General features: G+C 62.3%; 26 protein-coding genes and 1 other RNA gene. 10 read left to right on the top strand and 17 right to left on the bottom strand.

The window, feature by feature from the left end:
• The first annotated feature begins 67 nt into the window (after positions 1-67).
• The 4 genes from ACWTV1_RS10785 to galK all read left to right on the top strand — a co-directional run bounded on the left by ACWTV1_RS10785 (position 68) and on the right by galK (position 3,980).
• Complete coding sequence (locus tag ACWTV1_RS10785; protein ID WP_498505320.1) at positions 68-553, top strand: GNAT family N-acetyltransferase; 486 nt, start codon at positions 68-70, stop codon at positions 551-553.
• Positions 554-709: 156 nt separating this feature from the next.
• The gene (gene galE / locus ACWTV1_RS10780; protein ID WP_498505319.1) at positions 710-1,687 is read left to right on the top strand and encodes a UDP-glucose 4-epimerase GalE; all 978 of its coding nucleotides are present in this window, start codon (positions 710-712) and stop codon (positions 1,685-1,687) included.
• Entirely contained in the window at positions 1,684-2,793 is a 1,110-nt protein-coding gene (galT, locus tag ACWTV1_RS10775; protein WP_498505318.1) for a galactose-1-phosphate uridylyltransferase, read from the top strand. The genes galE and galT overlap by 4 nt, the downstream gene beginning before the upstream one ends.
• Positions 2,790-3,980, top strand: coding sequence for a galactokinase (gene galK, locus ACWTV1_RS10770; RefSeq protein WP_498505317.1), 1,191 nt, complete (start codon positions 2,790-2,792; stop codon positions 3,978-3,980). The genes galT and galK overlap by 4 nt, the downstream gene beginning before the upstream one ends.
• 87 nt (positions 3,981-4,067) lie before the next feature.
• Here galK and ssrA read toward each other — a convergent pair.
• Positions 4,068-4,442: a transfer-messenger RNA gene (ssrA, locus tag ACWTV1_RS10765) on the bottom strand.
• A gap of 206 nt (positions 4,443-4,648) precedes the next feature.
• Here ssrA and ACWTV1_RS10760 point away from each other — a divergent pair.
• Positions 4,649-4,921 carry a glutaredoxin family protein gene (locus tag ACWTV1_RS10760; RefSeq protein WP_498505316.1) on the top strand — a complete coding sequence of 91 codons (273 nt, stop codon included), beginning with the start codon at positions 4,649-4,651 and terminating at the stop codon, positions 4,919-4,921.
• 2 nt (positions 4,922-4,923) lie between these two features.
• A complete protein-coding gene (locus tag ACWTV1_RS10755) occupies positions 4,924-5,595 on the top strand; it encodes an SIMPL domain-containing protein (protein WP_498505315.1) in 672 nt (223 codons plus the stop codon).
• A 63-nt stretch (positions 5,596-5,658) separates the two neighbouring features.
• On the opposite strand, the gene smpB is transcribed toward ACWTV1_RS10755, so the two are convergent.
• The 4 genes from smpB to prfB all read right to left on the bottom strand — a co-directional run bounded on the left by smpB (position 5,659) and on the right by prfB (position 9,188).
• On the bottom strand, positions 5,659-6,138 hold the full coding sequence (smpB, locus tag ACWTV1_RS10750; RefSeq protein WP_100389855.1) for an SsrA-binding protein SmpB: 480 nt from the start codon (positions 6,136-6,138) through the stop codon (positions 5,659-5,661).
• Positions 6,139-6,249: 111 nt separating this feature from the next.
• Complete coding sequence (ftsX, locus tag ACWTV1_RS10745; protein WP_498505314.1) at positions 6,250-7,167, bottom strand: permease-like cell division protein FtsX; 918 nt, start codon at positions 7,165-7,167, stop codon at positions 6,250-6,252.
• Positions 7,164-7,976, bottom strand: coding sequence for a cell division ATP-binding protein FtsE (gene ftsE, locus ACWTV1_RS10740; protein WP_229820581.1), 813 nt, complete (start codon positions 7,974-7,976; stop codon positions 7,164-7,166). The genes ftsX and ftsE overlap by 4 nt, the downstream gene beginning before the upstream one ends.
• A gap of 105 nt (positions 7,977-8,081) precedes the next feature.
• On the bottom strand, positions 8,082-9,188 hold the full coding sequence (gene prfB / locus ACWTV1_RS10735; RefSeq protein WP_498505313.1) for a peptide chain release factor 2: 1,107 nt from the start codon (positions 9,186-9,188) through the stop codon (positions 8,082-8,084).
• A gap of 98 nt (positions 9,189-9,286) precedes the next feature.
• Here prfB and ACWTV1_RS10730 point away from each other — a divergent pair, with 98 nt between their 5' ends.
• Both ACWTV1_RS10730 and ACWTV1_RS10725 read left to right on the top strand, forming a co-directional pair.
• The gene (locus ACWTV1_RS10730; RefSeq protein ID WP_498505312.1) at positions 9,287-10,543 is read left to right on the top strand and encodes an MFS transporter; all 1,257 of its coding nucleotides are present in this window, start codon (positions 9,287-9,289) and stop codon (positions 10,541-10,543) included.
• 5 nt (positions 10,544-10,548) lie between these two features.
• Positions 10,549-11,196 carry a LysE family translocator gene (locus tag ACWTV1_RS10725; RefSeq protein WP_498505311.1) on the top strand — a complete coding sequence of 216 codons (648 nt, stop codon included), beginning with the start codon at positions 10,549-10,551 and terminating at the stop codon, positions 11,194-11,196.
• Here ACWTV1_RS10725 and ACWTV1_RS10720 read toward each other — a convergent pair.
• The 7 genes from ACWTV1_RS10720 to ACWTV1_RS10690 form a co-directional block, all read right to left on the bottom strand.
• Entirely contained in the window at positions 11,186-11,839 is a 654-nt protein-coding gene (locus tag ACWTV1_RS10720) for an SDR family oxidoreductase (RefSeq protein WP_100389851.1), read from the bottom strand. The two genes, ACWTV1_RS10725 and ACWTV1_RS10720, sit on opposite strands and share 11 nt — an antisense overlap.
• Positions 11,840-12,001: 162 nt before the next feature.
• Positions 12,002-12,445 (bottom strand): Tad domain-containing protein, encoded by a 444-nt coding sequence (locus tag ACWTV1_RS10715; protein ID WP_498505310.1) that lies wholly within the window; start codon positions 12,443-12,445, stop codon positions 12,002-12,004.
• A complete protein-coding gene (locus ACWTV1_RS10710; RefSeq protein WP_498505309.1) occupies positions 12,445-12,897 on the bottom strand; it encodes a hypothetical protein in 453 nt (150 codons plus the stop codon). Before ACWTV1_RS10710 ends, ACWTV1_RS10715 begins: the two co-directional genes overlap by 1 nt.
• A complete protein-coding gene (locus ACWTV1_RS10705; protein WP_498505308.1) occupies positions 12,872-13,285 on the bottom strand; it encodes a TadE/TadG family type IV pilus assembly protein in 414 nt (137 codons plus the stop codon). Before ACWTV1_RS10705 ends, ACWTV1_RS10710 begins: the two co-directional genes overlap by 26 nt.
• Complete coding sequence (locus tag ACWTV1_RS10700) at positions 13,285-13,467, bottom strand: hypothetical protein (RefSeq protein ID WP_205030391.1); 183 nt, start codon at positions 13,465-13,467, stop codon at positions 13,285-13,287. The genes ACWTV1_RS10705 and ACWTV1_RS10700 overlap by 1 nt, the downstream gene beginning before the upstream one ends.
• A 108-nt stretch (positions 13,468-13,575) precedes the next feature.
• Complete coding sequence (locus ACWTV1_RS10695) at positions 13,576-15,438, bottom strand: BCCT family transporter (protein ID WP_425355798.1); 1,863 nt, start codon at positions 15,436-15,438, stop codon at positions 13,576-13,578.
• Between the two features lie 123 nt (positions 15,439-15,561).
• On the bottom strand, positions 15,562-16,608 hold the full coding sequence (locus tag ACWTV1_RS10690; protein ID WP_498505307.1) for a Gfo/Idh/MocA family protein: 1,047 nt from the start codon (positions 16,606-16,608) through the stop codon (positions 15,562-15,564).
• A gap of 139 nt (positions 16,609-16,747) precedes the next feature.
• On the opposite strand from ACWTV1_RS10690, the gene ACWTV1_RS10685 reads away from it, so the two are divergent.
• Complete coding sequence (locus ACWTV1_RS10685; protein ID WP_498505306.1) at positions 16,748-18,508, top strand: dynamin family protein; 1,761 nt, start codon at positions 16,748-16,750, stop codon at positions 18,506-18,508.
• Complete coding sequence (locus ACWTV1_RS10680) at positions 18,505-20,109, top strand: GTPase family protein (RefSeq protein WP_498505305.1); 1,605 nt, start codon at positions 18,505-18,507, stop codon at positions 20,107-20,109. The genes ACWTV1_RS10685 and ACWTV1_RS10680 overlap by 4 nt, the downstream gene beginning before the upstream one ends.
• Positions 20,110-20,131: 22 nt before the next feature.
• Here ACWTV1_RS10680 and ACWTV1_RS10675 read toward each other — a convergent pair whose 3' ends face one another.
• The 5 genes from ACWTV1_RS10675 to ACWTV1_RS10655 all read right to left on the bottom strand — a co-directional run bounded on the left by ACWTV1_RS10675 (position 20,132) and on the right by ACWTV1_RS10655 (position 24,838).
• On the bottom strand, positions 20,132-21,070 hold the full coding sequence (locus ACWTV1_RS10675; protein WP_498505304.1) for a type II secretion system F family protein: 939 nt from the start codon (positions 21,068-21,070) through the stop codon (positions 20,132-20,134).
• Entirely contained in the window at positions 21,067-21,933 is an 867-nt protein-coding gene (locus tag ACWTV1_RS10670; RefSeq protein ID WP_498505303.1) for a type II secretion system F family protein, read from the bottom strand. The genes ACWTV1_RS10675 and ACWTV1_RS10670 overlap by 4 nt, the downstream gene beginning before the upstream one ends.
• Entirely contained in the window at positions 21,930-23,162 is a 1,233-nt protein-coding gene (locus ACWTV1_RS10665; RefSeq protein ID WP_498505302.1) for a TadA family conjugal transfer-associated ATPase, read from the bottom strand. The genes ACWTV1_RS10670 and ACWTV1_RS10665 overlap by 4 nt, the downstream gene beginning before the upstream one ends.
• Positions 23,163-23,225: 63 nt before the next feature.
• On the bottom strand, positions 23,226-23,774 hold the full coding sequence (locus ACWTV1_RS10660) for a hypothetical protein (RefSeq protein WP_498505301.1): 549 nt from the start codon (positions 23,772-23,774) through the stop codon (positions 23,226-23,228).
• A complete protein-coding gene (locus tag ACWTV1_RS10655; protein WP_498505300.1) occupies positions 23,771-24,838 on the bottom strand; it encodes a hypothetical protein in 1,068 nt (355 codons plus the stop codon). The genes ACWTV1_RS10660 and ACWTV1_RS10655 overlap by 4 nt, the downstream gene beginning before the upstream one ends.
• Between the last annotated feature and the right edge of the window lie 117 nt (positions 24,839-24,955).

Here is a 24,955-nt window from a genome sequence, read left to right as displayed (position 1 = left end):
TCAAATAGGGGCCGGTGTCGGGCTGTGTTTTTGCCGGCGACTTCCCCCTGTGCGCCAAGATAGTTGGGTGCCCAGTTTCACCACCAGAGCCGCGCGACTCGACGACGCCACCGAGCTCGCCGCCGTGCATACACAGTCATGGCAAGAGACCTATACCGGCTTGTTCCCGGCTCAAGCGTGGAGCGCCGAGTCTCGCGCCCGCCGCGAGGCAATGTGGAATGTATTGCTCACTGACCACGACACCACCTCCGTCGTCGCTGAAGTTGACGGTGTGATCGTGGGCCTGGCGCACGCAGAACACAATCGCGACGAGGCGGATCTCCCTGCCGAAGAACTCAAGATGATTTATGTCTTGGCCAGCGCTCACGGCACTGGCGCCGGCCAAGCCCTCATCGACGCGGCGCTCGGCGGCGGCCCCGCTAGCGTGTGGGTACTCGAGCAAAATCCTCGCGCGCGTGCCTTCTATGCCAAGAACCGCTTCATGCGCGACGGCATGGTGCGGGAGATGGACTTCAATCCGAACATCCGGGAACTTCGACTTATTCGTCGTTAGCGATCCTGGGAGCATGGCAACCCGGCGCCCCGACACGTAACCCGTGGTTCAGGCGCCCAGAGTAGACGCCTGCACTCAATAATCATATTATTGGACAATCACAGGGTGTAGAGCTGCAATCGCCGCTCCACCGCTGCTTCAACACAAGGGACAACGATGACTTGGATGGTGACCGGCGGTGCCGGCTATATCGGCGCACACGTGGTGCGCGCCCTGATCAGCGCGGGATTAGACACCGTAATCGTGGACGACCTTTCAAGCGGATTCGAGAAGTTCGTTCCCGAGGGCGTGCCGCTCGTTCGGGCGAGCATCCTCGACAAGGCCGCACTCGTGGATGCGATGAAGACGCACCGCGTCACGGGAGTCATCCACGTAGCGGGCTTCAAATACGCCGGCGTCTCTGTGAACCGTCCCCTTCACACGTACGCCCAGAACGTGACCGGAACCCTCGCGCTGCTCGAGGCGATGGCCGAGTGCGACGTCGAACAGATCGTCTTCTCGTCGAGCGCCGCTGTGTTCGGAACCCCGGATGTCGATCAGGTCACCGAGGCGACCGCGAAGGCGCCCCTCTCCCCCTACGGAGAATCGAAGCTCATCGGCGAGTGGCTGCTGCGCGACCAGGAAGTCGCCACCGGTCTTCGCCACACCTCACTTCGCTACTTCAACGTTGTCGGTTCCGGAGATGCCGCGGTCTACGACACGAGCCCCCACAACCTGTTCCCGCTCGTGTTCGAAGCGCTCGTTGCGGGCAAGACGCCACGGATCAACGGCAACGATTACCCCACCCCGGATGGCACCAACGTGCGCGACTACGTTCACGTTGCTGACATCGCTGCAGCCCACGTGGCTGCAGCACAGCGCCTCGAAGCGCACGACAGCATCGAACCGGCCTACAACTTGGGAAGTGGAGACGGACTCTCCGTTGCCGAAATCATGACGGCCGTGGCATCCGTGACCGGCATCCCCTTCACCCCAGAAATCGCCGATCGCCGTGCCGGAGATCCACCGCGCATCGTGGCGAACGGTGACCTTGCCGCCCGCGATCTGGACTGGAAGATGCGTCACACCGCCGAAGAGATGGTCCGCAGCGCCTGGGAAGCCCGCCTGCGCGCAGAAGAAGGAAGTGCAGAATGACCGCAAAGATCACCAAGCGCCCGACGACCTTGAACGACGGTCGCGAACTCATTTACTTCGATGATGCGGACACGACGCTCGGCGACGAGCGCTCGGTCGACAGCCGCACGCTCGACCCTCGCCCCGCCACAGCCACCATGCGCCAAGACATCCTCACCGGCGAATGGGTATCGATCGCGGCAGCGCGCCAGAACCGTGTGTTCTTGCCGCCCGCCGATCAGGACCCACTCGCGCCACAAACGGCGAGCAACCCCTCCGAGGTTCCGGCTCTCTATGACGTAGCGGTGTTCGAGAACCGTTCGCCCTCATTTGGACCCGCCCTTGCCGGGAGCGAGAACGCTCCCGCCGGGCTTGACGATCTGGCAGAGCTCGGGTTGGGTCGCACACGCAGGTCCATCGGACGCTGCGAGGTCGTATGTTTCAGCCCCGACCACGAAGGATCATTCGGCACACAAACCGAAAGCCGCGCCCGCACGGTGATCGAAGCATGGGCCGACCGCACTGAAGCGCTCTCCGCGCTCGACGGCGTGCAGCAGGTCTTCCCCTTTGAAAACCGAGGTGAAGCGATCGGCGTGACCCTGCATCATCCCCACGGCCAGATCTACTCGTACCCCTACATCACGCCGAAAACTCAGCGGACCCTCGACTCCATCGAGCGCACCTCGCCCACTATGTTTCAGGACATTCTCGACTTCGAACGGGCCGGTGATCGTGTTGTCTTGAGCGGAGAGCACTGGACCGCATTCGTGCCCTTCGCCGCGCGCTGGCCCATCGAGATTCATATGATGCCGCACCGTCATGTGCCCGACTTCGCTTCGACGTCCGAAGCGGAACGCGATGAACTCGCGGGTCTTTACTTGAAACTGCTGCGCGGAGTCGATGCCATCTATGACACCCCCACTCCGTACATTGCGGCGTGGCATCAAGCCCCCGTCAATCGAGCACGCGATACCTTCCGCCTGCACTTGCAACTGACGTCGCCGCGACGCTCGGCAGACAAGCTGAAGTACCTCGCCGGCTCCGAGTCAGCAATGGGCGCCTGGATTGGCGACGTCACGCCCGAAGCCGCAGCCGCCACCATCCGAGAGGCCATCGAACGAGCATGAGCACCACCGAACACGACGTCATCACGAACTTCATCGAACTGACCGGCCACGCACCGGAAGGCATCTGGTCGGCGCCCGGACGCGTGAACCTCATCGGGGAACACACCGACTACAACGAAGGCTTCGTGCTGCCGTTCGCGATCGACCGGCGCACCCGCGCCGCTGTCGGACTGCGCGCTGACGGAACTATTCGAGTGACGAGCACCTTCGACGACACCTCGGTTCAATTCGAGCTCGCCGCTCTCGATGCTGCCAGCGCTGCGGGTGAGATCACCGGCTGGAGCGCCTACCCGCTCGGGGTCGCTTGGGCGCTCGGCCAGCACGGCGCCGACCTGAGCCGCGTCAGCGGCGTGGACATTCTTATCGACTCGACCGTTCCAGTGGGCGCAGGGTTGTCGTCATCCGCCGCCATCGAAAGTTCGGTTGCGCTAGCGCTCAACGATCTCTGGAGCCTCGGATTTACACGCGAAAAACTCGCCAAGGTCGGGCAGCTTGCCGAAAATGAGGTTGTTGGTGCTCCCACCGGCATCATGGATCAATCGGCGTCACTCCTCGGCGCCACCGATTCAGCGGTCTTTCTCGACTGCCGCTCGCTCGACGCCGAAGTAGTGCCACTTGGCCTGGCGAAAGCCGAGTTGAGCATCCTTGTCATGGACACGCGCGTATCGCACTCGCATGCCACCGGCGGATACTCCGAACGTCGCGCCGCGTGCGAGGCAGGAGCTGCCGCAATGGGTGCTTCCTCGCTGCGCGAGGTGAACGTCACCGACCTCGATCGCGCGAAGGAGCTGCTTGACGACGTCACCTATCGCCGGGTGCGCCACGTCGTCACCGAAAACCAGCGAGTGCTCGACACCGTTCGGGCTCTGAGCGACGAAGGCCCGCTCGCCATCGGGGCGCTGCTCGATGCCTCGCACGTCTCGATGCGCGATGACTTCGAGATCTCGATTCCCGAACTCGACCTCGCCGTGGAAACGGCACGCGACAACGGAGCCATCGGCGCCCGGATGACCGGCGGTGGCTTTGGCGGAGCAGCAATCGCCCTCGTGCCGCACGCTCTCGTTTCGACCGTGGAAACTGCGGTTCACGCAGCATTTGCCGCGGCTGGCTATACGGCACCCGTCACCTTCACGGTGACTCCGTCGCGCGGTGCCGAGCGCACCAGCGGAACAGCCACGAAAAAGTAGCGCCCACAGAACGATTCGTGGGAAAAAACTTTCGCCAGCAGAGTTGCTCTGCTGGCGAAAGAACTCTCACAACGCGACAACGACCGGTGGTGGAGATGGGGGGAATTGAACCCCCGTCCACTGCTGTAATTCCGTGCCTTCTACGGGTGTAGCTTGTGCAGACGTTCTACTCGGCTCTGACCTTTGCCACAAGCACCTAGGTCAACGAGCCCAGCCAGAGTGCAAGTCCCACGTAGCCCTCGGGCGTAACTACGCAGCAATCTCTCTAAATTGCGCCAGAATCCGAGTAGAGAGCATTCCCGGTCTGACGGACTTCTTTAGTGCGCTCGCTTAGGCAGCGAGGGCGAAGTCAGTGCGCTTTGAATTGGCACTTATAGTTTGCAGTCATCGTTAACGAGATAAGGCTGCATTCTCGACCCGCTTCTCACAGTTTTGCAGGCAATGTCGAAACCGATCATCCCCCTGTGTGGGTCGTTGTCGCGCTGTGGAGTTATCAATACTGCTCACGAATGGGCAGCCCTCAATGATAGGTCAGAAACCTGCAACAAACCAGCGCGTTGAGCAAGCACACAGGATCGGTCGAGGGATAACGAGCGGGCACGCTGGTGAGCGCACGCTGCCAGCGAACGGACCGCCCACATCCAGCCGACGAGAAGTAAGTTGGGGTTATGAGTGAATCAACCACAGCGAACCCCGCAAAAGTGACGATGTACGGAGCAGACTGGTGCCGCGACTGCCGCCGCTCCGAAGCACTGCTCAACTCGCTCGACATTGAGTGGGAGAAGATCGACGTTGAGAAGGACCCGACGGCTGCCGATCGTGCACACGCCATCAGCGGTCGCCTCAACATTCCCGTTGTTCACTTCACTGACGGAACCTTCCAGGTCGAGCCCAGCGATAACGACCTCAAGACGAAGCTGGCAGAGCTCGGCGCTATCTAGCAATGCCTCTTGTCATCACCGTTCGAGGTGAGCACGAGTCGTGGCACGCTGCCGAACGCGGAATTGTGCACCTATCGGTGGCCATTGATGGCCCCGATCGGAGTGAAGTCTTCGATGCTGCCATGCAGGCATCGGGCCGGGTTCATGCCCTCCTCACTCAGCTCGCCTCGAACGATGGTGCGATTACGCGCTGGTCATCTGACACCGTTCGCGTGACATCACAACGGCCGTGGAACAACGCCGGGGAGCAACTCCCCTTGGTCTACTCCGCCGTCATCGGATACATCGCTCGCTTTCGAGATTTCGACGCTCTGGCGCTATTCATTGAATATGTGAGCGCCGTCGACCACACGACCGTCACGCTTGTCGAATGGGAACTCACCGAGGAAGCCACTCGGGCGGCCCTCGCTGACGCTCGGCACCTCGCCGTTATTGATGCCTATACCAAGGCTCGCGAGTATGCCGAAAGCGTCGGGCTCTCTGAAGTCACCACCACAGCAATCGCCGATCCGGGAATGCTCGCTGACGTCGGCCCCGGTTCTGACTCTGCCGGCAGCGGAGCACGGGCATCCCTGCGGATGATGGGCGCCCCCGGTGACGGGGGCCAGCTGGCACTCAAGCCAGAGAAGATTTCCGTCGCCGCAAGCGTCGAGGCTCGCTTCCACGCCAGCTAGACGAGAACGCGTTGTCGTGAGACAGCGCGACAGAAAGGCAGCGAGCCAGCGAGAAAGACCCCGCTACTCGCCCATGTTCTTGCGAGCCGCCATGGCACGATCTGACTCGCGCTTATCTTGGCGCTCACGCAGCGTCTGGCGCTTGTCGTACTCTCGCTTGCCCTTCGCAACAGCAAGCTCGACCTTGGCCCGGCCATCCAAGAAGTAGATGGATAGCGGCACGAGCGTGTAACCACCCTGTTTGATCTTGTTGTGGATCTTCAGGATCTGCTCTTTGTGCAGCAGCATTTTGCGCTTGCGACGTGGAGGATGGTTGGTCCACGATGCTTGGAAGAATTCCGGAATGTGCACGGCATCCAGCCAGGCTTCGGAGTGATCATCGATAAAGCCATAGCCATCGATGAGACTGGCGCGCCCTAGCCGAAGAGACTTGACCTCCGTGCCCGACAGCACAAGACCAGCCTCATAGGTGTCTTCGATGCTGTAATCGTGGCGGGCCTTGCGGTTGCTGGCAACAACCTTCCGCTCACTTTCCTTAGGCATGGTTCACTTCTCTCTCAAATACGGATGCCACGCGACTGCGGCAAGTGCCGACAGTGCAGCAGACCAGTTTAGCGCGAGAGTGCCCCCGCGGCTACACCCAGAGGTAGCGACCTATACCTTCAAGTACCGGCTGATGGCGACGCCCGCCGAGATGGCGGCAAGCCCGGCACCCACCGCGATGAGAATCGGCACAACGAGGAGCGCTTCTTCCATTCCCAACAAGCTCGTATTGACGGGCAACGTCGTGGCCAAATAACCTCGAACGAAGAACTGAACGATCGCGACGATCGCACCACCGGCGAGCACTGAACCGATCAACGACGCGAACACTCCCTCGAGAATGAACGGCGTTTGAATGAAGCGGTTTGACGCCCCCACCAGCCTCATGATGCCGAGCTCTCGCCTTCGCGAGAAGGCACTGAGTCGAATTGTGGTCGCAATGAGAAGTACCGCAGCGACGAGCATGAGCCCGGCGACACCGATCGCTGTATAACTGGCCGCGTTCAAAATTGCGAAGATGGGCTCAAGATAGGCGCGTTGGTCCTCCACGCTCTCGACCCCGGCCAAGCCTGACAAGCTCTCGATGAGCACATCCGCCTGTTCCGGATCGACAAGGTTCACCCGGAAGCTCTCGTTCAAAGACTCCGGCGTGATGATGCCCTCGAAGGTCGTGTCCGCGAACTGTTCCTTGAAGTTTTCGTACGCTTGCTCGTGCGTCTCGAACTGCACTTCGTTGATGTACGGCGCGAGCGTTGGCGAATCGAGCTGCTGCTGAACCGCCGCAATCTGGTCTTCCGTAGCTTCAGCCAGGGTGCAGTTGCCGGTGGTGTCGATTTCGGTACACATGTACACCGCGACCTGGGCTCGGTCGTACCAGTAGCCCTTCATCTGGCCGATCTGCATCTGCAAAAGAATGGATGCGCCGACAAACGTCAGCGAAATGAAGGTCACCAGAACAACGGAGACCACCATCGAGAGGTTGCGACGGAGCCCGCTGCCGACCTCTCCGAGAATCAGACCGAGCCTCATGCGTCGAGCCCCTCACCCTGCGAAGACGACTGCACGGTAGGACGCTGCGGCGGAGCCTGCGTGGTCGTGGCGGACGCCGGCTTGCTCGCGGCGGGATGCGGAACTCGCCCCTGAGTAGGAACAGCCTGAGTTTGGTACCCGCCCTGCAGCTCGTCACGCACAATCTGGCCGCCGATGAGCTCGATAACGCGGCGCTTCATTTGGTCGACGATGCCAGCATCGTGGGTTGCCATCAAGACGGTAGTGCCGCCGAGGTTGATTCGCTCAAGAAGAGTCATGATGCCCGCAGCAGTAGCCGGGTCAAGGTTTCCTGTGGGCTCATCGGCGAGCATGATGGCGGGCTTGTTGACGACAGCGCGGGCGATCGCGACGCGCTGCTGCTCACCACCCGAAAGTTCGTGAGGGAAGCGGTTTGACTTGCCAGCAAGACCAACCATTTTGAGAGCATCCGGAACAGCCTCTTGGATGAAACCACGGCTCTTACCGATGACCTGCAGCGTGAAGGCAACATTGTCGAAGACCGTCTTGTTCGGCAGCAGACGGAAGTCCTGGAAGACAACTCCCAAATTGCGACGGAAATACGGCACCTTGCGGCTCGACAGAGTGTTCAGGTGCTGACCGAGCACATGGATGGAACCCTTCGAGGGGTTCTCCTCCTTGAGGATCAAACGCAAAAAGCTCGACTTACCCGAGCCGGATGCGCCAACAAGAAACACGAACTCGCCCTTGAGGATCTCAAGGTCAACAGAGTTCAGCGCCGGTCGTGTCGTGCCCGGATACGACTTCGAAACAGAATCAAAACGAATCATTTGGAGCCAGCCTAAGGAGCAGTGCTCCAGAACGCGGCAGCGACGCACCGCAGGCCCGGACTCACAGGGTGGCCCAGTTCAGGGCACAGTCAGCCCATAGAGGTCTTAGTCGATGACGCGTTTGCGCCACTTGATTCCTGCCGAGATGAAGCCGTCGAGATCGCCGTCAAACACGTTCGAAGGATTGTTGACCTCGTACTCGGTGCGGAGGTCTTTCACCATTTGGTACGGCGCCAAAACGTAGCTGCGCATCTGGTCGCCCCAGCTCGCAGTGATGACACCCGCGATTTCCTTCTTCGTGGCGGCCTCTTGTTCACGCTGCAAGAGGAGCAAACGCGACTGCAGCACGCGCATAGCGGCCGCACGGTTCTGAATCTGGCTCTTCTCGTTCTGGCAGCTCACCACGATGCCGGTCGGCAAGTGAGTGATACGCACCGCGGAGTCTGTCGTGTTCACCGACTGGCCACCAGGACCGGAGGAACGGAAGACATCGACGCGGATGTCGTTCTCGGGAACTTCGACAACATCCGTCGTCTCAATTAGCGGAACAACTTCAACTGCCGCAAAGCTGGTCTGGCGCTTGCCCGCCGAGTTGAAGGGGCTCATGCGCACGAGGCGATGCGTGCCGGCTTCGACACTGAGCGTTCCGAACGCGAACGGGGCGTCAACCTCGAAGGTTGCCGACTTGATGCCCGCTTCTTCGGCGTAGCTCGTGTCGAGCACGCGCGTGGGGTACGAGTGCTGCTCGGCGTAGCGCAGGTACATGCGGAACAGCATGTCGGCAAAGTCGGCGGCGTCGACGCCTCCGGCCCCGGCGCGAATAGTGATGACGGCAGGCCGTTGGTCAAACTCGCCGTTCAAGAGAGTTTGTACCTCAAGGTCGCCGAGAGTCTTACGGATGCCAGCGAGCTCGGTACGAGCATCCGCTGCAGCCTGTTCGTCATTTTCTTCATTCGCGAGTTCGACCATGATCTCGAGGTCGTTAAGGCGGTTGGAGATGGAGTTGATCTTGGCGAGCTCGGCCTGACGGTGGCTGAGGTCGCTCGTAACCTTCTGCGCCTTGTCGGTGTCGTCCCACAGATCGGGGGCACCGGCTGCTTCGCTGAGGCGTGCGATCTCCGACTCGAGGCGGTCAGGGTCGACTACCTGGCAAATGTCCGCAAAAGTGGAACGCAGAGCCGCGATGTCGTCAGAAAAGTCCAGTTCATCCATGTCGCTCACCAGACTACCCGCGAAGGCTGACCGGCACGTGGTTCTGCACCAGCGAGCGATACTCGGAGATGCACGCTCACGCCCTACGATTGAGGGCGATGAGCACAACAGAACAACCCTTTAGCTGGCGTTCGATCGGACTGCCCGTTCTTTTGCCGACGCTGCTGTTTTCTATCGGTGAGGGCGCGATTATTCCGCTGATTCCGATTGCCGCAGACAGCTTGGGAGCGACGCTCGCGATTGCTGGTCTGGTGGCGGCGGTGCTGACCATTGGCGAACTCTTCGGCAACATCCCGAGCGGATGGCTCATCTCCCGCATTGGCGAACGACCGGCCATGATCGGCGCGAGCGCACTCTCGATCATCGGAGTCGTGATTGCGATTCTTGCGCCCAACCCCGTGGCACTCGGCTTCGGCGTGCTGCTGCTCGGCCTTGCCGCCGCCGTGTTCGCCCTCGCCCGGCATGCCTTCCTGACGAGCTTCGTTCCGGTCTCGTATCGCGCCCGCGCCCTGTCGACGCTGGGCGGAACTTTCCGCCTCGGCGTCTTCATCGGTCCGTTCATTTCGGCCGGCGTCATCCATCTCACCGGCACGGTGTTCGCCGCGTTCTGGATTCACGTGGTGGCCGCTATTGCTGCCGCCGCCGTGCTGCTCCTCTTGCCCGACCCCGCAACAACCTTTGGCGCCGTGCACACCACGCGCGTCAATAACCGTGTGCTGCGGGATGGCGAGGCGCTCGTTGAGAAGGAATCACACGGTCTCTTCGCAACGGTTCGCCGTAACCGCGCCCTACTCTCGCGCCTCGGCCTCGGTGCCGCAGTGATCGGCGCGATGCGCGCGAGCCGCCAAGTGATCTTGCCGCTCTGGGCCGTGAGCATCGGCCTCGCCGACACCAACACTGCGATCATCATCGGTATCGCCGGCGCCGTGGACTTCGCACTCTTCTATACCGGTGGCCAAATCATGGACCGCTTCGGCCGCCTCTGGACAGCAGTGCCCTCGCTCGTTGGCCTCGGACTCGGCCACCTCGTGCTCTCGGTCACTCACGATGTGAGCGCGAACACCGCGTGGTTCATTTTCGCCGCGATGTTCCTGTCGCTCGCGAACGGCCTTGGCAGCGGAATTCTGATGACGCTCGGCGCGGACCTCGCTCCCCCGGCCAACCCCGCTCCGTTTCTTGGTGCGTGGCGCTTCACGGGTGGCGTTGGTCAAGCAGCATCACCGCTGCTTATTGCGGGAATTACTGCACTCGCGTCGATCTCGGTCGCGGCCGGAGCGATTGGGATTCTTGGCCTCGTCGGCGCCGGCATCATGCTGCGCTACGTGCCCCGCTACATCCAGAAACCTCAGCGGTAGCCACCGTGACCGCTATCCCCACCAGCAACCTCATCGCATTCGTGCTGGTGGCACTCCCGATCATTCTGATCCCCGGACCGAGTGTGCTGTTTCTCATCGGCCGGTCGCTCTCGCTCGGCAAGATGGGCGGCATCATCAGTTCGCTCGGCAACGCCACCGGTGGCGTCGTTCTGGTGTTCGCTGTCGCCTTCGGCGTGGGAACCGTTATTGCTCAGTCGGTGGTCGCCTTCACGATCGTCAAGTACTTGGGCGCCGCCTACCTGATCTATTTGGGAGTACAGGCGATTCGACACCGTAACGACCACACCGCGACGGATGCCGCGGCTCCCCGCGTGCAATCACGCTGGCGAATCTTCAGCCAGGGTTTTGTCGTGGGCATCACGAACCCGAAAGCCACCGTGTTCTTCGTGGCGGTGCTGCCGCAGTTCGTGAGCTTCGGAGCCGGCGGGGTGCAAGTTCAACTGCTTGTGCTCGGCCTGCTGTTCATGGCTATTGCTGTCGTGTCAGACACCTCATGGGCAGTTGCCGCGGGGTTCGCGCGCGATTGGTTCGCACGCTCCCCTCAGCGAATCGCCACCCTCAGCGCGATCGGCGGCATAGCCCTGATCGCGCTGGGAGTGGGATCACTGTTCATTCCGCACGCTAGCGAATAGCGGCGATCGCATCCGAAATCTGCGTTGAGCCATCGGTGAACTCGATCGTCTGACCGATGGTGTTGTCGGCGTCAATCACTTCGGCAAGAACGCGAGCAACGTTGTCGCGGCTCGTGTGCTCATCGTTGGCTTCGTCTCCGAGGCCAATCGATCCCGAAGCGGGTTCGCTTGAGAGAGAACCCGGGCCGACGATTGTGTAGTGCAGCGGACCCTTGCGGAGGTGATCGTCGGCCGCCGCCTTAGCCTCGGCATACGCGAAGAAATCGTTGTCTTCGGGAACACCGTGGTCGAAACCAGCGCCCTTGTAGGAAACCATGACGTACCGCATGACACCGGCGTGAGCCGCGGCATCCATGGTTCGGATGGCCGCATCGCGGTCGACAGAATAGGTGCGTTCGGCACTGCCGCCGCCAGCACCCGCAGAGAACACAACCGCGTCATGGCCGGTGAAAATTTCGGACAACTCTTCGGCGCTTAGCTGCTCGACGTCCGCAATGACCGGCATTGCTCCGGTGGCGCTGATGTCAGCTTCCTGCTCCGGTTTGCGGATGAGCGAGTGCACGTGGTGCCCGCGCGAGGTGAGAAGTTGGGCCAGGCTCAGGGCGATCTTGCCGTGACCTCCGACGATAGCGATACGTTTCATGGCTAACTCCTTTGCTTCGGTGGCGCACCCGCGAGGGGTGCATCTCCAACGCTACGGAGCCAAGCTCACTGTTGGCTGGACAGAACTCGACCGCTGCTCTCGAGATTGCCGTGTGGCAACCCAACGCACGCCCGACGCCCACCGCACGCCGGCTGAGCATCGCTACGAAAAAATTGAGCGGGCGCTCGCCGTCACTTCGATGCGCACGCCCTCCGGAACGAGCAGCGATACGAAGGGAGGCCGCCAATACGCCGACAACGACACCGTCGCGCTTGAGGCGTCGAGAGTCGTCGCCTGCTCCACGCTGAGTCCTTCGAACTCGGCAGTAGGCGCTGCGGCCAAATACTCCCCCACCGCACTCGCTACCTTCGCTGGCTCGAGCTGAGGCCGAAAGCCCTGCGGTGTGCGCACGACATCGTCGAGATCGTAGGATTCTGCGCCCACGAGAGCCGCACCATCCGCGAGGCTGAACAGCCGTTTGCGTTCGAGATACAGCGACGTTGCCGCGACAACGAGAAAGATGAGAACGAGGGAAAGGAAGCCGTAGAAGATCGTGAGTACGAGCGCCGAGCCGTCGTCGTCGCGCATCCGTGGCGACGTGTTCATTAGCGAGACCCCGCGAATTGAGACACCTGCTGAGTCGCGGCGGCATCCAGCGGGACCTGAAGCGGAAAGTTACCGGTGAGCACGGGCGGGGCCAGCGGGAGATCAACCGTGATCGCGACCTGCACGGTGACGAAGCCCTTACGCGCGAGGCAGTCGCCGGGGTCGGGTGCGCACGTGATTGTGACGGCAGCATCGGAGGCATCAACACCGTGATTGTCGAGGGCGAATTGCACCGCGCTCGACGCCGCCGCGTTCGCTTGCTCGAGAGTCTGCGCCTGCACGAAGACTCGGGCAGCTTGCCGGGCGGCTCCCTCTGCCGCCAGAGCTCCCGCCTGAATCGAAGACATGGTGAGCACGAGATAAACGAGCGGCACCAGCATCACGAGACCCACCGTGATGAACTCGAGCGATGCCGAGCCGCGCTCGCTAGCGAACCTGTTCGATAGCTGCATGAGCTGACACCTCCAACCCATTTTCGATACCAACTAAACCAATGAGCGGCAGTGGGGTGTTGACGGTGATGATGACCGCGGGCTGCCCGAGGTGAGTAGTGGTGGCGGCGCTGACATCCGACGCATAGCCGGGAGACAGCGCCGTAGAGATGAGGTCACGAGTGCGAGTCACACCATCACCCAACGATGTGTCGGCCAGGGAGGCGAAACGCGCACCCTCTGCCGCGGCATCCAGAACTGTATTGCGGATGTGGAGGGCCAGCGCCAGTTGAATAACACTGAGCGTCAACACCGTCAGCAGCGCTGAGACGAGAACAAACTCGACGACCGCCGAACCGGACTGATCAGCGTGCAGCCGGCGCACGCTCTGGCGCCACCGCGCTCGCATTAGAAGCCGGTGACGCGATCAATAGCCTGTTGAAAAACCGAGCTGAGTGCGGGGCCAGCGAGGCCCCAAATGATGATGACCAAACCTGCGGTCATCAACGTGATCAGCACCCAGCCCGGCACGTCTCCTCGCTCCGAGGTGAGCGATCGGGTGCCTCGGGTAAGCCCGCTCTTCAGAAGCAATTGAGATGATTTCACTCTGCAATCATTGAGCGAAACACAAATGTGCGTGAAGACTTTCCACAGCGAGAAAGCGAGCGGCCAGGATCGGCTCCGGCCGCTCGCCACCCACTATTCGGAAGAGGTGTCGCGCGGGAGTTTGGACCGCAGCTCCGATTGCAAAGCCTGGAGCCTCGCCACTTCGTCTTCGACGATCGCATCGGCCTGGGCGATGTTGTCGGGCGAGACCAAGCCGGTGTCAGCCAGAATCGCATCTTCCGTGACCTGCGAGATCCCACCGCCCGACTTAGCGGCCTTCTTACGAAGACGATCAAGCGCAGCGCGAAGCGGGTGCACAGTGTCTCGCATCAGCGGCTCTTCGACCTCAAGGCCGTAGAACGTTCCAATGTGATCCACGAACTGAGCCCGCTGAGCCCGGTCGTACGCTCGCCGTTCTCGACTGAACGCCGTTACGGTTGCCGCACAAATCATCAACATCACCACGCTGAAGGGTAGCGCCGACAGAATTGCCGCGGTCTGCAAGGTTTGAAGCCCACCCGTGACCAACAGGGCGATAGCCAAGAACGACGCCAATAGTGCGAAGAACACGCGGATGCGTTTGAGCGGTTCTGCAGAGCCACCGGTGGCGATCATCGACATCACGAGCGCGCCGGAATCGGCTGAGGTGACGAAGAAGATTCCGATCAACAGGATGGCTCCGAACGTGAGCGCGGTTCCTGCCGGGAGACCGGCGAGCAGATCAAAGAGAGCGGAATCGGCATCCACCGATCCATCGGCAGCAACAAGCCCGCCCTGACCGTAGAGCTCACGGTAGATCGCGTTGCCGCCCAGAACACTGAACCAGAGGAACGTGAGCACCGTGGGAACGAGCATGACGCCGCCCACGAACTCGCGCACAGTGCGGCCCTTGGAGACACGCGCAATAAAGACACCGACGAACGGGGCCCACGACATCCACCAACCCCAGTAGAAGGTTGTCCAACCGGCCTGCCACTTCTCGCCAGCTTCGCCCGCATAGGCGCTGACGTTGAAGCTCAGCCCGATGAAGTTCTGCAGGTAGTTACCCATCGACTGCACGAACTCACGGAACAGGAATGCGGTCGGACCCACGATGAGAAGGAACACGAGGAGTACAGCGGCCAACAGAAGGTTGGTGGTCGACAGCCACTTCATACCGCGGCCGATACCGGACACCAGCGACAGAATCGTGAAGGCAACGATAACGACGATCACGGCAATCTGAGTCGTGAGATTCGACTCGGCAATCCCTGTCTTCTCGAGACCGGCAGAAATCTGAAGAACACCAAGACCGAGCGAAGTCGCAACGCCGAATACCGTACCAACGAGCGCGATGACGTCGATGAGGTTGCCCCAGCCACCGCGAACGCGCTTGCCGAGTAGCGGCTCCAGAGTCCAGCGGATCGAGATGGGGCGCCCGCGACGATGGATGGCGTAGGCAAGCGCGAGACCGACAACGACGTAGATAGCCCAAGCGTGCACTCCCCAGTGCAGGAAGGTTTGGCTCATCGCCTGCTGCGCAAGTTGGATCTCGGTGCCACTCACCCCGGGGCGCGGGTTTGCGAAGTGGCTGAGGGGCTCGGCGACGCCGTAGAAGACGAGACCGATTCCCATGCCCGCGGCAAACAGAAAGGAGATCCAGGCGATCATCGAAAATTCGGGCTCATCGTCATCTTTGCCGAGCTTGATGTCGCCGTAGCGGCTGAAGCCCAGCCACAGTGCGAAAGCAACGAAGAACGCCGCAATGAGCACGTAGTACCAGCTGAATGAGTTGATGACGCTGGACTGCAGCGTGTTAAATACTGAATTCGCGAGGTTCGGAGCAATGATCGAGAACGCGGTAATCGCGATAATGAGTCCCGCTGCGGGCCAAAAGACCCACGGTGCGAGCATGCGTGTAGCGGTCGGACGGTCCGGAACCTCGGGCTCTGCGGGGATGGTCGATTCTGCGGTCATGAGATCTCCGATCGCGTGGGGTCGCTGCTCGACGGGCTACGAGCGTAGACATCGAGTTCTAGTAGCGTAATCGCAGTCTGCGTTACATGGTTAGCGGGCGCAGCGTCGGCCGCGCCCATCGCTTTATTGTTCGGAGCCGAAGCGGTAACCGAGTTGCCAGCGAGCCGAATCAATCGTGTCGAGGATGGCGACGGTTTCGTCAAGCGAGTGCACCGGCGACTCGGTGAGACCCTGCGCCACAAATCCGGCGAGCGCCGTGGCTTGATAGCTGAGCCCGCGGTGGCCAACCACACCCGTCTCGTCTTTCCAGTGAATTGATTCTCCGTTGAAGCCCGGCTTCGAGAGGGTCAGCGAGGTGGGCGTGAAGAAGCCATTGCCCACCTGCAGCAGGGCGTCGGTGCCCGCGACGGATGCCGTGATGGGTGTGCGCGCGAGCAGCGTGGTGTTGAGCTGGGCTTGAACCGCGCTCTTGTAGCTGAGAGTAAGAAGGGATTGAGCATCCACCCCGCTCTCGATGAGCGCGCCGACATTGTGCACGGCAGAAGGCGCGCCCAGAATCTGTGACGCGAAGGCGATCGGGTAAATGCCGAGGTCGAGCAGGGCTCCTCCCCCGCTGTCGAGCGAGCGAACTCGGTGCCCCTCGGGAATGTGCTGACCGTGGTCGGCGGTGACGAGGTGGATATCGCCCAAGGTTCCATCGGCAACAAGTTGGTTGATGATTGAGGTTTGGGGCAGGTAGCGAGTCCACATCGCTTCCATCGCGAACACCCCGGCGGCCCGGGCAGCGGCCACAATCTCGCGAGCTTCGGCACCGGTCATGGCGAACGGCTTCTCCACCAGAATGTGCTTGCCCGCAGCGATCGACTGCAGCGCTAGATCGCGGTGAACGTGCTGCTGCGCGGCGATGTAGATCACGTCGACGTCGGGGTTGGCCAGCAGCTCGGCATAGTCGCCGTAGGCCTTCTCGAGACCCCAGGTGTTCGCAAAGTCTTGGGCACGATCAAGGCTGCGGGATGCCACGGCCACGAGCTTCTGCTCAGTGTGCGCTTGCACCGCCTCCGCGAACGTCGCGGCGATTCCACCGGGAGCCATGATGCCCCAGCGCAGCGCTGGAACGGAGTCTGCTGCAGGAATGATCGGGGCCGGGAACGTGGTGGGGAACACAAGCATCCTTCTCGTTGGGGAGGACTGCGGCAGCGCAGGCCTCGACCAGTCTAGGACTGTGTAGTGAACGGGCGAAGGGGCCGATACCGGTAGCGCACAGCAACAAAAGTTAGCGAACTGGCCCGGCACCCGGCATGCTTAAGCAGTGACCGACAACAGTGCGCCCGCGATCCTCTCGCTTGAGCGCCTGCGGGCGTCTCTGGCGGATGCTGGATTGACCCTTGATCTCGACGGTGTTGTAACGCAGCGCGAAGCTGCCGCAGCCGCCGTCCGCCAGATTGACGACTACATCCGCCCCCGCTTGGCTGATCTCGATGCACCGCTGCTGGCGGTTGTGGGTGGTTCCACTGGCTCGGGTAAGTCGACAATCGTGAATGCGCTCTTGGGCGTTGCGACGACTCGGGCCGGCGTCATCCGCCCCACAACGCGTCAGCCGATTCTGGTGCACGCTCCTGTGGATGCGGGATGGTTCGCGAGCGATCGCATTCTTCCCGGGCTGGCGCGCGTGCGCGGCCACATCAGCGCTCCCGGAACGCCCGCCTCGAGCGCGGGAGATGCTCCGGAAGAGTCACGCATCGGCGAGCTCATGCTGCTCGAACACGAGAGTGTTCCCCGTTCGCTCGCGATCATCGACGCTCCGGATATCGACTCCGTGGCCGACGAAAACCGCGCCCTCGCCACCCAACTTCTCGCAGCTGCCGACCTGTGGTTGTTCGTCACGACCGCCAATCGTTACGCCGACGCCGTGCCGTGGCGCCTTCTCGAAAGCGCCGCCGCCCGGTCAATCACTGTCGGCATCGTGCTCAACCGAGTGCCACCTGGCGCGCTCGCTGAGGTTCTTCCTGACCTGCAGTCGATGCTGACCGACCGCGGCCTCAGTGACGCTCCCATCTTCTCCATCGAAGAACAGCGCCTCGACGAACTGGGCATGCTGCCTGCCAGTGCCGTCGAACGCCCGCGTGAATGGCTGAGCTCCATCGCGGGCGACCGTGCCGAACGGTCCCGCATCGCAGCGCGCACTCTCAGCGGCGCCATCAGCGAACTCGACCGCCAAGTGGTCGTGATTGCGGATGCCCGTCAGCAGCAACTCGACTGGCTCGACGCTGCACGCGCGGCCGCCGCTGCGCACTACGAAGCCGCGCTCGAAGCCGTGGACGCCGCAACCCAGAACGGTGCCCTCATGCGCGGCGAAGTGCTCGCCCGCTGGCAAGACTTTGTGGGCACCTCCGACTTCTTCCGAAAAGTTGACTCGTGGTTCTCGGCAGCCCGCGACCGCGCTACTGCCTGGATCACCGGCAAACCCAGCCCCGTGGTGGAAGTCGAAACCCAAATCGAAACCGGGCTGCAGACCGTGATCGTCGACCAAGCGGGGCGCGCTGCTGCGGCAGCGTGGGCCGGGCTCGAACGAAGCGCGGCCGGCAAGGCCATCGCTGAACGGCATCCGGAACTCGCCAGCGAAAGCCCAGAACTGCCGCAGGCGACGACCGCGATGATTCGCGAATGGCAGGGTGCGCTCATGCAGCTCATTCACGACAATGCGGGAGATAAGCGCATCCGGGCCCGCATTCTCTCGCTCGGTCTGAACGTGGTGACGGTCGCCCTCATGATCGTGGTGTTCGCCTCGACCGGCGGCCTCACCGGGGGCGAAATTGCCATTGCGGGCGGTTCGGCAGTGCTCGGCCAGAAGCTGCTCGAAACGATCTTTGGTGAGGATGCCGTGCGCCGGCTCGCAAGCGAGGCCCGCGAAGACCTGCATGCGCGCGTTCGTGTTCTGTTCGATGCGGAGATCGCTCGCTTGAGTGTCGCGTTGGAGCCGCTGCGTTTCGGTGCAACTCCCGATTCGCTGCGACGGGAATCGCAAGCCCTGCTCGACGATGTCGCGCATGCGGCGGGAGACAACTCGTGAGCGCCGCCAAGCCGAGCCTCGACGAGCGGATTGCCGCGCTGCGCACCGTCACCGAGGCGGGCGCCGGTCGCATCCCGGCTGAGGTACTCGACGATGCCGGCGCGCTGCTGACGCAGACGGAAGCGCGCCGTTCCCGCTCCCCCGAACACACTGTGGTTGGCATCTTTGGCGCTACCGGATCGGGCAAGTCGAGCCTGGTCAACGCTCTTGTGGGCGATGAGGTTGCGGTGGCGCACGTTCGCCGCCCGACTACCTCGCAGGCTCTCGCTGTGACGTGGGAGGCCGCCGGCGCAAGTGAACTACTCGACTGGCTTGAGGTTCGTGAGCGGGTCGAGAGGTCGACACCCTTTGATTCTCGCGCCAGCAAGCTCGTACTGGTCGACCTTCCCGACGTCGATTCTGTGGAGGCCAGCAATCGTGCGGTCGCCGAACGACTTGCCGGTCAAGTGGATGCTCTGATCTGGGTTGTGGACCCGCAAAAGTATGCCGACGATGTGTTGCACGCGCAGTTCATCGCGCCGCATGCCAAGCACGCCGCCGTGACTCTGGTCGTGCTCAACCAGGTCGATCTGTTGAGCACGGATGATCGTGCCGCTGTCGTGACGTCGCTGCAGGCCATTGTGGAGCGCGACGGTCTTCCCCGCGCCCGCGTGCTGCCTGTGAGCGCCCGCACTGGTGAGGGTGTCGATGCGTTGCGTCAGGCCATTGGCGACCTTGCCGCGTCGAAGGCGGTGCGGGATGCGCGGCTCAGCGCTGACGTGCAGACCATCGCTGCGCGCATCGACGATCCTGGTTCCCCGCAGAAGGTCAGCGCGAAGAGCACCGCTCGACTGCGCGATGAGGTCGGTACGGCCGCGGGCGTCGACATCGTGGCATCCGCTGTTGCCCGCTCGTATCGCAAACGTTCCGGGCAAGCCACCGGGTGGCCGCTCGTCTCTTGGATCGGTCGCTTGCGCGCCGACCCCCTCACCCGCTTGGGTCTCGGGCCGAAGCGTCGTGGCGACGACCCTGACGTGCATCGCACGAGCATGCCGCTGCTGAGCGCCGGCGCCCAGGCTCGGATGTCGATGGCGGTACGCACATTCACCGACGAAGCCGGCGCGGGAGTTTCTGCCCCGTGGCGTGCTGCCGCGCGCACTACGGCGGAGCACGCTCTCGACGCTCTGCCGGCCACTCTCGATCTCGCGATTGCCCGCACGCCTTTGCCCGCGAAGGGTTCGTGGTGGTGGGTGCTCGTCGGCATTGTGCAGTGGATTGCTACGATCGCCGGATTGGGCGGAGCCCTGTGGTTGGTGGGCACCGCGCTGCTGCCGACGTTTGGCTTGCCGGCGTTCCCGCTCCCCACGGTGGAGGAAGGTCCGCTCACCGGGTGGGCGATACCGACGTTGCTGCTGCTTGCAGCCGTGCTCGTGGGCATTGTGCTCGGTCTGTTATCGGCGGCGCTCAGCGCGGTAGCCGCTGCCGGCCGCCGCCGCCGTGCCCGCCGCCGTCTTCTTATCGCGGTGACCGAGGTTGTGCAGCGGGATGTCGTGACTCCCGTCGCGACAGCGCTCGAGCAGGCGCGGGCGGTGTCGGCCGCGCTGCAGGTTGCGCGGCGCTAGAGCGCGCCAATCGGGCGAACCGCTAGAACCCCACCTGCAGCACGAAGATGCCGGGGAAGATCGCGAAGGCGATCGTGATGGGCAGGATGAGGAACACGAGCGGGAACAGCATCGCGACCTCTTTCTTGCCCGCTAGTTCAAGCAGTTCGCGCTTGGACTCTTCACGAGCATCCTGAGCTTGGGCTTGCAGCACTTCAGACAGTGGGGTTCCCCGATCGAGCGCACCGAGGATCTGATCGACGCAGCGGGTGAACGGCGGCAGCTCGAGTTCTCGGGCGAGCACCCCCAAGGTCTCGCCAAATGGGAGCCCCGTGTTGACCGAAGAGACGACGCGAGCGAGTTCGCGGGACAGCTCACCGCCACTGACCTGCGAGACACGGCGCACCGCATCCAAGATTCCTTCGCCCGCGGAAAGGCTGAGCGCCAGAAACTCCAACACGACGGGTAGCTCGGCGGTGAGCCGACGGATGCGGGCCTTCGCTGCGCGCTGCAGCAGGTAGTCGCGCGCGGTGATTCCCACCACGCCGCCGACTACGACGAGAACGGCCTGGGCGATCAGCGGCACCTGTTGTTGGTTAGCGACCGCGATGTCGAAGACCACGCCGAGCATGGCACCGGCCAGGACTGCCAGCAGTTGTTGTGAACGATAGGCCTCAATGGTGAGCTCGGAGCCAGCCTGCCGAAGTCGGCGCGCGATAAGGTCTCCCCCACCAACCACTGACGCGAGGGTCTCGCGCAACCAGCGCGCAGCAGGGACCAGCAACACTCCCAGTACGGGAAGCGGGCCGACTGAGCGCGGAGCAAGATGCTCCCGAGCACCCGATGAGACATCGATCACATACGGGGCAACACGAGTCGCCAGGGTGGGGCGGCTGAGACGCGGGATGAGACTGAGAATCGACCAGAGCCCAAGACCACCAGCAATGCCGGCGACAATCGCCAACGCGAGCGCATCACTCATGCGAACCACCTCGGCTGTTCGGGAAGGCGGCCGATGCCCGCCATGATGCGGTACGCGATAACCGAGAGAACGAGCCCAGCAACGATGAGCGCGACGCCACCCGCCGAGTTGTAGGCGAGCGCTGCTTCGGGGCGAGTTGTCAAAAGGAAAAGCACGACCCACGGCGCCGCCAATCCGAGCCGGGCGGCATTCATGACCCACCCCTGCCGAGCCTCTATCTCCGAACGGATGGCTGCCTCTTGGCGCAGGTAGACACTGAGGCTGCGAAGCACGTTGGTGAGTTCGCTGCCGCCAACTTCGCGTGACATCCGCAAGGTTTCAAGGATTCGATCGGCAACCGGGTCGGCGAGCGCGACTTTCAATTCATCGACGGCGATAGCGAAGTTGCCCGTGGCCCGATATCGGGCAGCGAACGCGGCAAAGGCGGTTCTCGTGACGAGGGGGCCGGTGTGCGCGAGCGTCATGAGGCTGTCAGGAAGGGCGAGCCCGGAGCGCACGGCAGACACGAGCTGGTCAACGACGTCGGGCCAGACAACCTGCGTTGCTTTGCGGCGAGCGCGAGCCCGCCAGCTGATCGCGAGCGCCGGAAGCACGAGTGCAGCGGCAGCAGCACAGATGACCACAGCAATCACCGAGGTGAGCACGAACGTGATGGCGGCGACGGCGATGCTGAAAACCAGAGACACGATCACGACAATGGATGGACTGGTCGTCGGGAGCCCTGCTTGCACAAGACGCTCCCGCAGGCGAAGCGACCACGCTGAGCGGCCGCGCACGTGACGCTCACCCTGCGTCGGCCACAGGAACGGCGCGCTGATAAGGGTGACGCCCACCGCAAGGATGATGCCCAGGATCAGACTCATGCGACAGCCTTGAGTAGGTGCGACACCGGGTCGATGCCCGCTGCCTGAAACTTGGCGAGCCGCGCAGGCACGGCGCCGGTGTGGAAGAGTGTGCCCTCCGACAGGCGGAAGAGAACACTGCTGTCGATAACCCCGTCGCTGACGTCACCCGTGAGCGACAAGATCTCGACCACGCGCCTCGTGCCGTTGGCGGTCAGTTCGCAGTGGACGACGACATCCACAGAACTGGCAACGGTCGGCACGACAAAACTGGAGTCGATGTTGCGACCGGCGAGCAGCGGAAGGGTGCACAGCTTCACGAGCGCTTCGCGGGCGCTATTGGCGTGGATGCTCGACATTCCCGGCAGCCCAGAGTTGAGAGCAATAAGGAGGTCGAGGGATTCGGCATCGCGCACTTCGCCGACGACGAGGCGGTCGGGGCGCATTCGGAGTGCTTCCTTGATGAGGCGGCGGAGGCTGATTTCGCCGGTGCCCTCGAGGCTGGGTTGGCGGCACTGCATACCGACGTGGTCGTGACCAGCAACGCTCAGCTCAAATGTCTCTTCGACGGTGACGACGCGCTCGGTCGGTTTGCCCGCCGCGAGCAGGGCGTTGAGCATCGTGGTCTTGCCACTCTGGGTCGCACCCGACACCACAATATTTTGGCCGGAGAGCACACACAATCGCAGATAGTCAGCGGCGTGCTGCGGCAGGCTGCCCAGCTCGACCAGACGATCCAGATCGCGGATGCGCTGACTGAACTTGCGCACGTTCACCGCCCAGTGGCGCCGCGTGACATCCGGAATCACGACGTGCAGTCGCGAACCGTCCGGCAGGGACGCGTCAACAAACGGGGAACTCAAATCGACGCGGCGACCCGAGGTTTGCAGCATCCGCTCGACCAGATCGCGAACCTGACCATCAGTGAGGCGGATGCCCGTGAACTCGGGCACCCCGTTGCGAGCGACGAACACGTGCTCGGGCCCGTTGATCCAGAGCTCCTCGACGGTGTCGTCGTCGAAGAACGGTTGGAGCGGACCGTACCCGGTCAACGCCGCCACCACCTCGCGGGCGGCCTGGGCTTCATCCGTGAGAAGCGGGACCGAACCGCCCAGCGCACGCTCGCTATAGCGACGCACCTCGTCGCGCACATATCGCGACGCCAACTCGCTGTCGCGCGACAGATCAACTCCGTCGCGGCGAACCCTCTGGCGAACCTGATCGGCAATGGTCGTCACAGCGTTAGGCATGCTCATATTGTGCGGAGTGGGCGGCGGTGCTGCGCTTATTGTCCACAGGGCCGCGGGTAAGAATTACTCTCGACGAGGCAACCGCTCACTCCCCCACTCGCCATATCTTTGCTCAAGACCGCCGGGCCACAGATAGATTACTGACCTCTCTGTATCAATCCCGAGGAAGCCCAACTCGTTGACTGCTGTTGTGAGATCAATTCCGTCATCAGAGACCCGAGAAGTGCTCTCGCGCTCACCTATGGGTCTATCGCCCACCGTCAGCGCGATGTAGACGCTCACTGGCTCGAAGTTGGTTCGCGTCCAGACAATTCGTAACGCCTGGTCGAGCGCCTCCGTTCCCTCATCTTCGGGATGCTCCGACAGGTAGACCTTCACCGAGTACACCGACCGCACACCCGAGTAATACGTCGACACGAGCGCATCGGTAGCCAATGGCACCTCCTCGAGAATCCCCTGTCGGATATCTTCGATGATCTCTTCCCGCGTCGGGCCGCTGAACAAGAGCGCACATCCCGACAGCATCGACACCAGCAGCGCTGAGGCAACAACGATGCCGCTGAGCTGCCGCAGTGACCGAGCGCTACGAGTTCCGCCTATTCTGCTCATCATTTCAGTCCTTCGTTCGGTGAGGTGCCGGCCGAAACAGTCTCAGCCTGTGCCTGCTTTGTTGCACGCTCTGCTCGACGGCGCTGCAGTTCTCGGCGGCGGACGTGCCAGCTCGGAGTAAGCATCCTGAGCCAGGAAGAGATAACCAAAGCCACGTCCGACCTCAGGCCGTAGGACGGTGTCTTGGTCAGCTTGCGGTGGCGGTAGAAGCAGATCGCGGCAATAGTCCACCCTGCAAAGCTGGGCCACCAGTACTCCAAAACTGGCACGTCGACACCGCGAACCTGTACGCCAAAGCCGATCCTGAAGCAAAAGAACGCAGCAAGTGCCGCGTGGATGCCGATGAACATCGGCGACGTGAAGTTGTAAACCTTCCCCGTGTAGGGCTTGGTGCGATCGGGCTCCCACCATCGCTCCTGGGGCCAGCACACCACCATCGCCACTGCAATGATTGCGACCCAGACGAAGGCTATCCACACCGGCAGCGCATTGTCAGGCAGGAACGAAATCAAACATCCCCTCTCGTCGCCGCACGCTTGCACGCGATCCTTCGGCCACGCGAGAGCCGCCACCAACCCAACTGTTGCTGGCACCAGCAGCAGCGTCGCCAACGCTGCAAACAGCGACCCCACAAGCACCAAACCTGTGACCTGACCAATACGCTGTTGCTTCTTGTCGTGACGCCGACTCAACAGCCGTTTGTAGACCAACGACGGCGAGCCCTTCGGACGCTCAACTCGAAAACCAGCAACCACTATCATGCCAATTACATAGGCCCACACGAGTCCGATCCACAAGGGCAAACCGTCAGTGAAGCTCACGCCCAGCACACAGGCAGCGTCACCGACGCACTCAGCAAAAGCTTCGGCGGGCCACACCTCATACAGAACCAAAAGAGCAGCTCCATACAACACCGCACTCGCTTGGGCCAGAACAACGAAGCCCAAGAGGATCAGAGGCCACCACCACCCCCGCATTCGCTCCCGAGGTTTCCTGATCCGTTTTTCCTCCGGAGCCTCTCGTGCCACCTTGATGATCCCCCTCAAAAATCGGAACCATTGCTCCATCCTGCAGAGTGTATTCGCAGCGCAGCTTTATGAGGCGTGGCGCGTCGATAAAAACCGAGAATTATTCTCACACTGTATTCCCCCTGTGGGCACCGGCTCCCGATCGCTCCCCACTCG

This window comes from Salinibacterium sp. VpJ6 (assembly GCF_059767345.1).
This window is presented reverse-complemented; position numbering and strand designations above follow the sequence as displayed.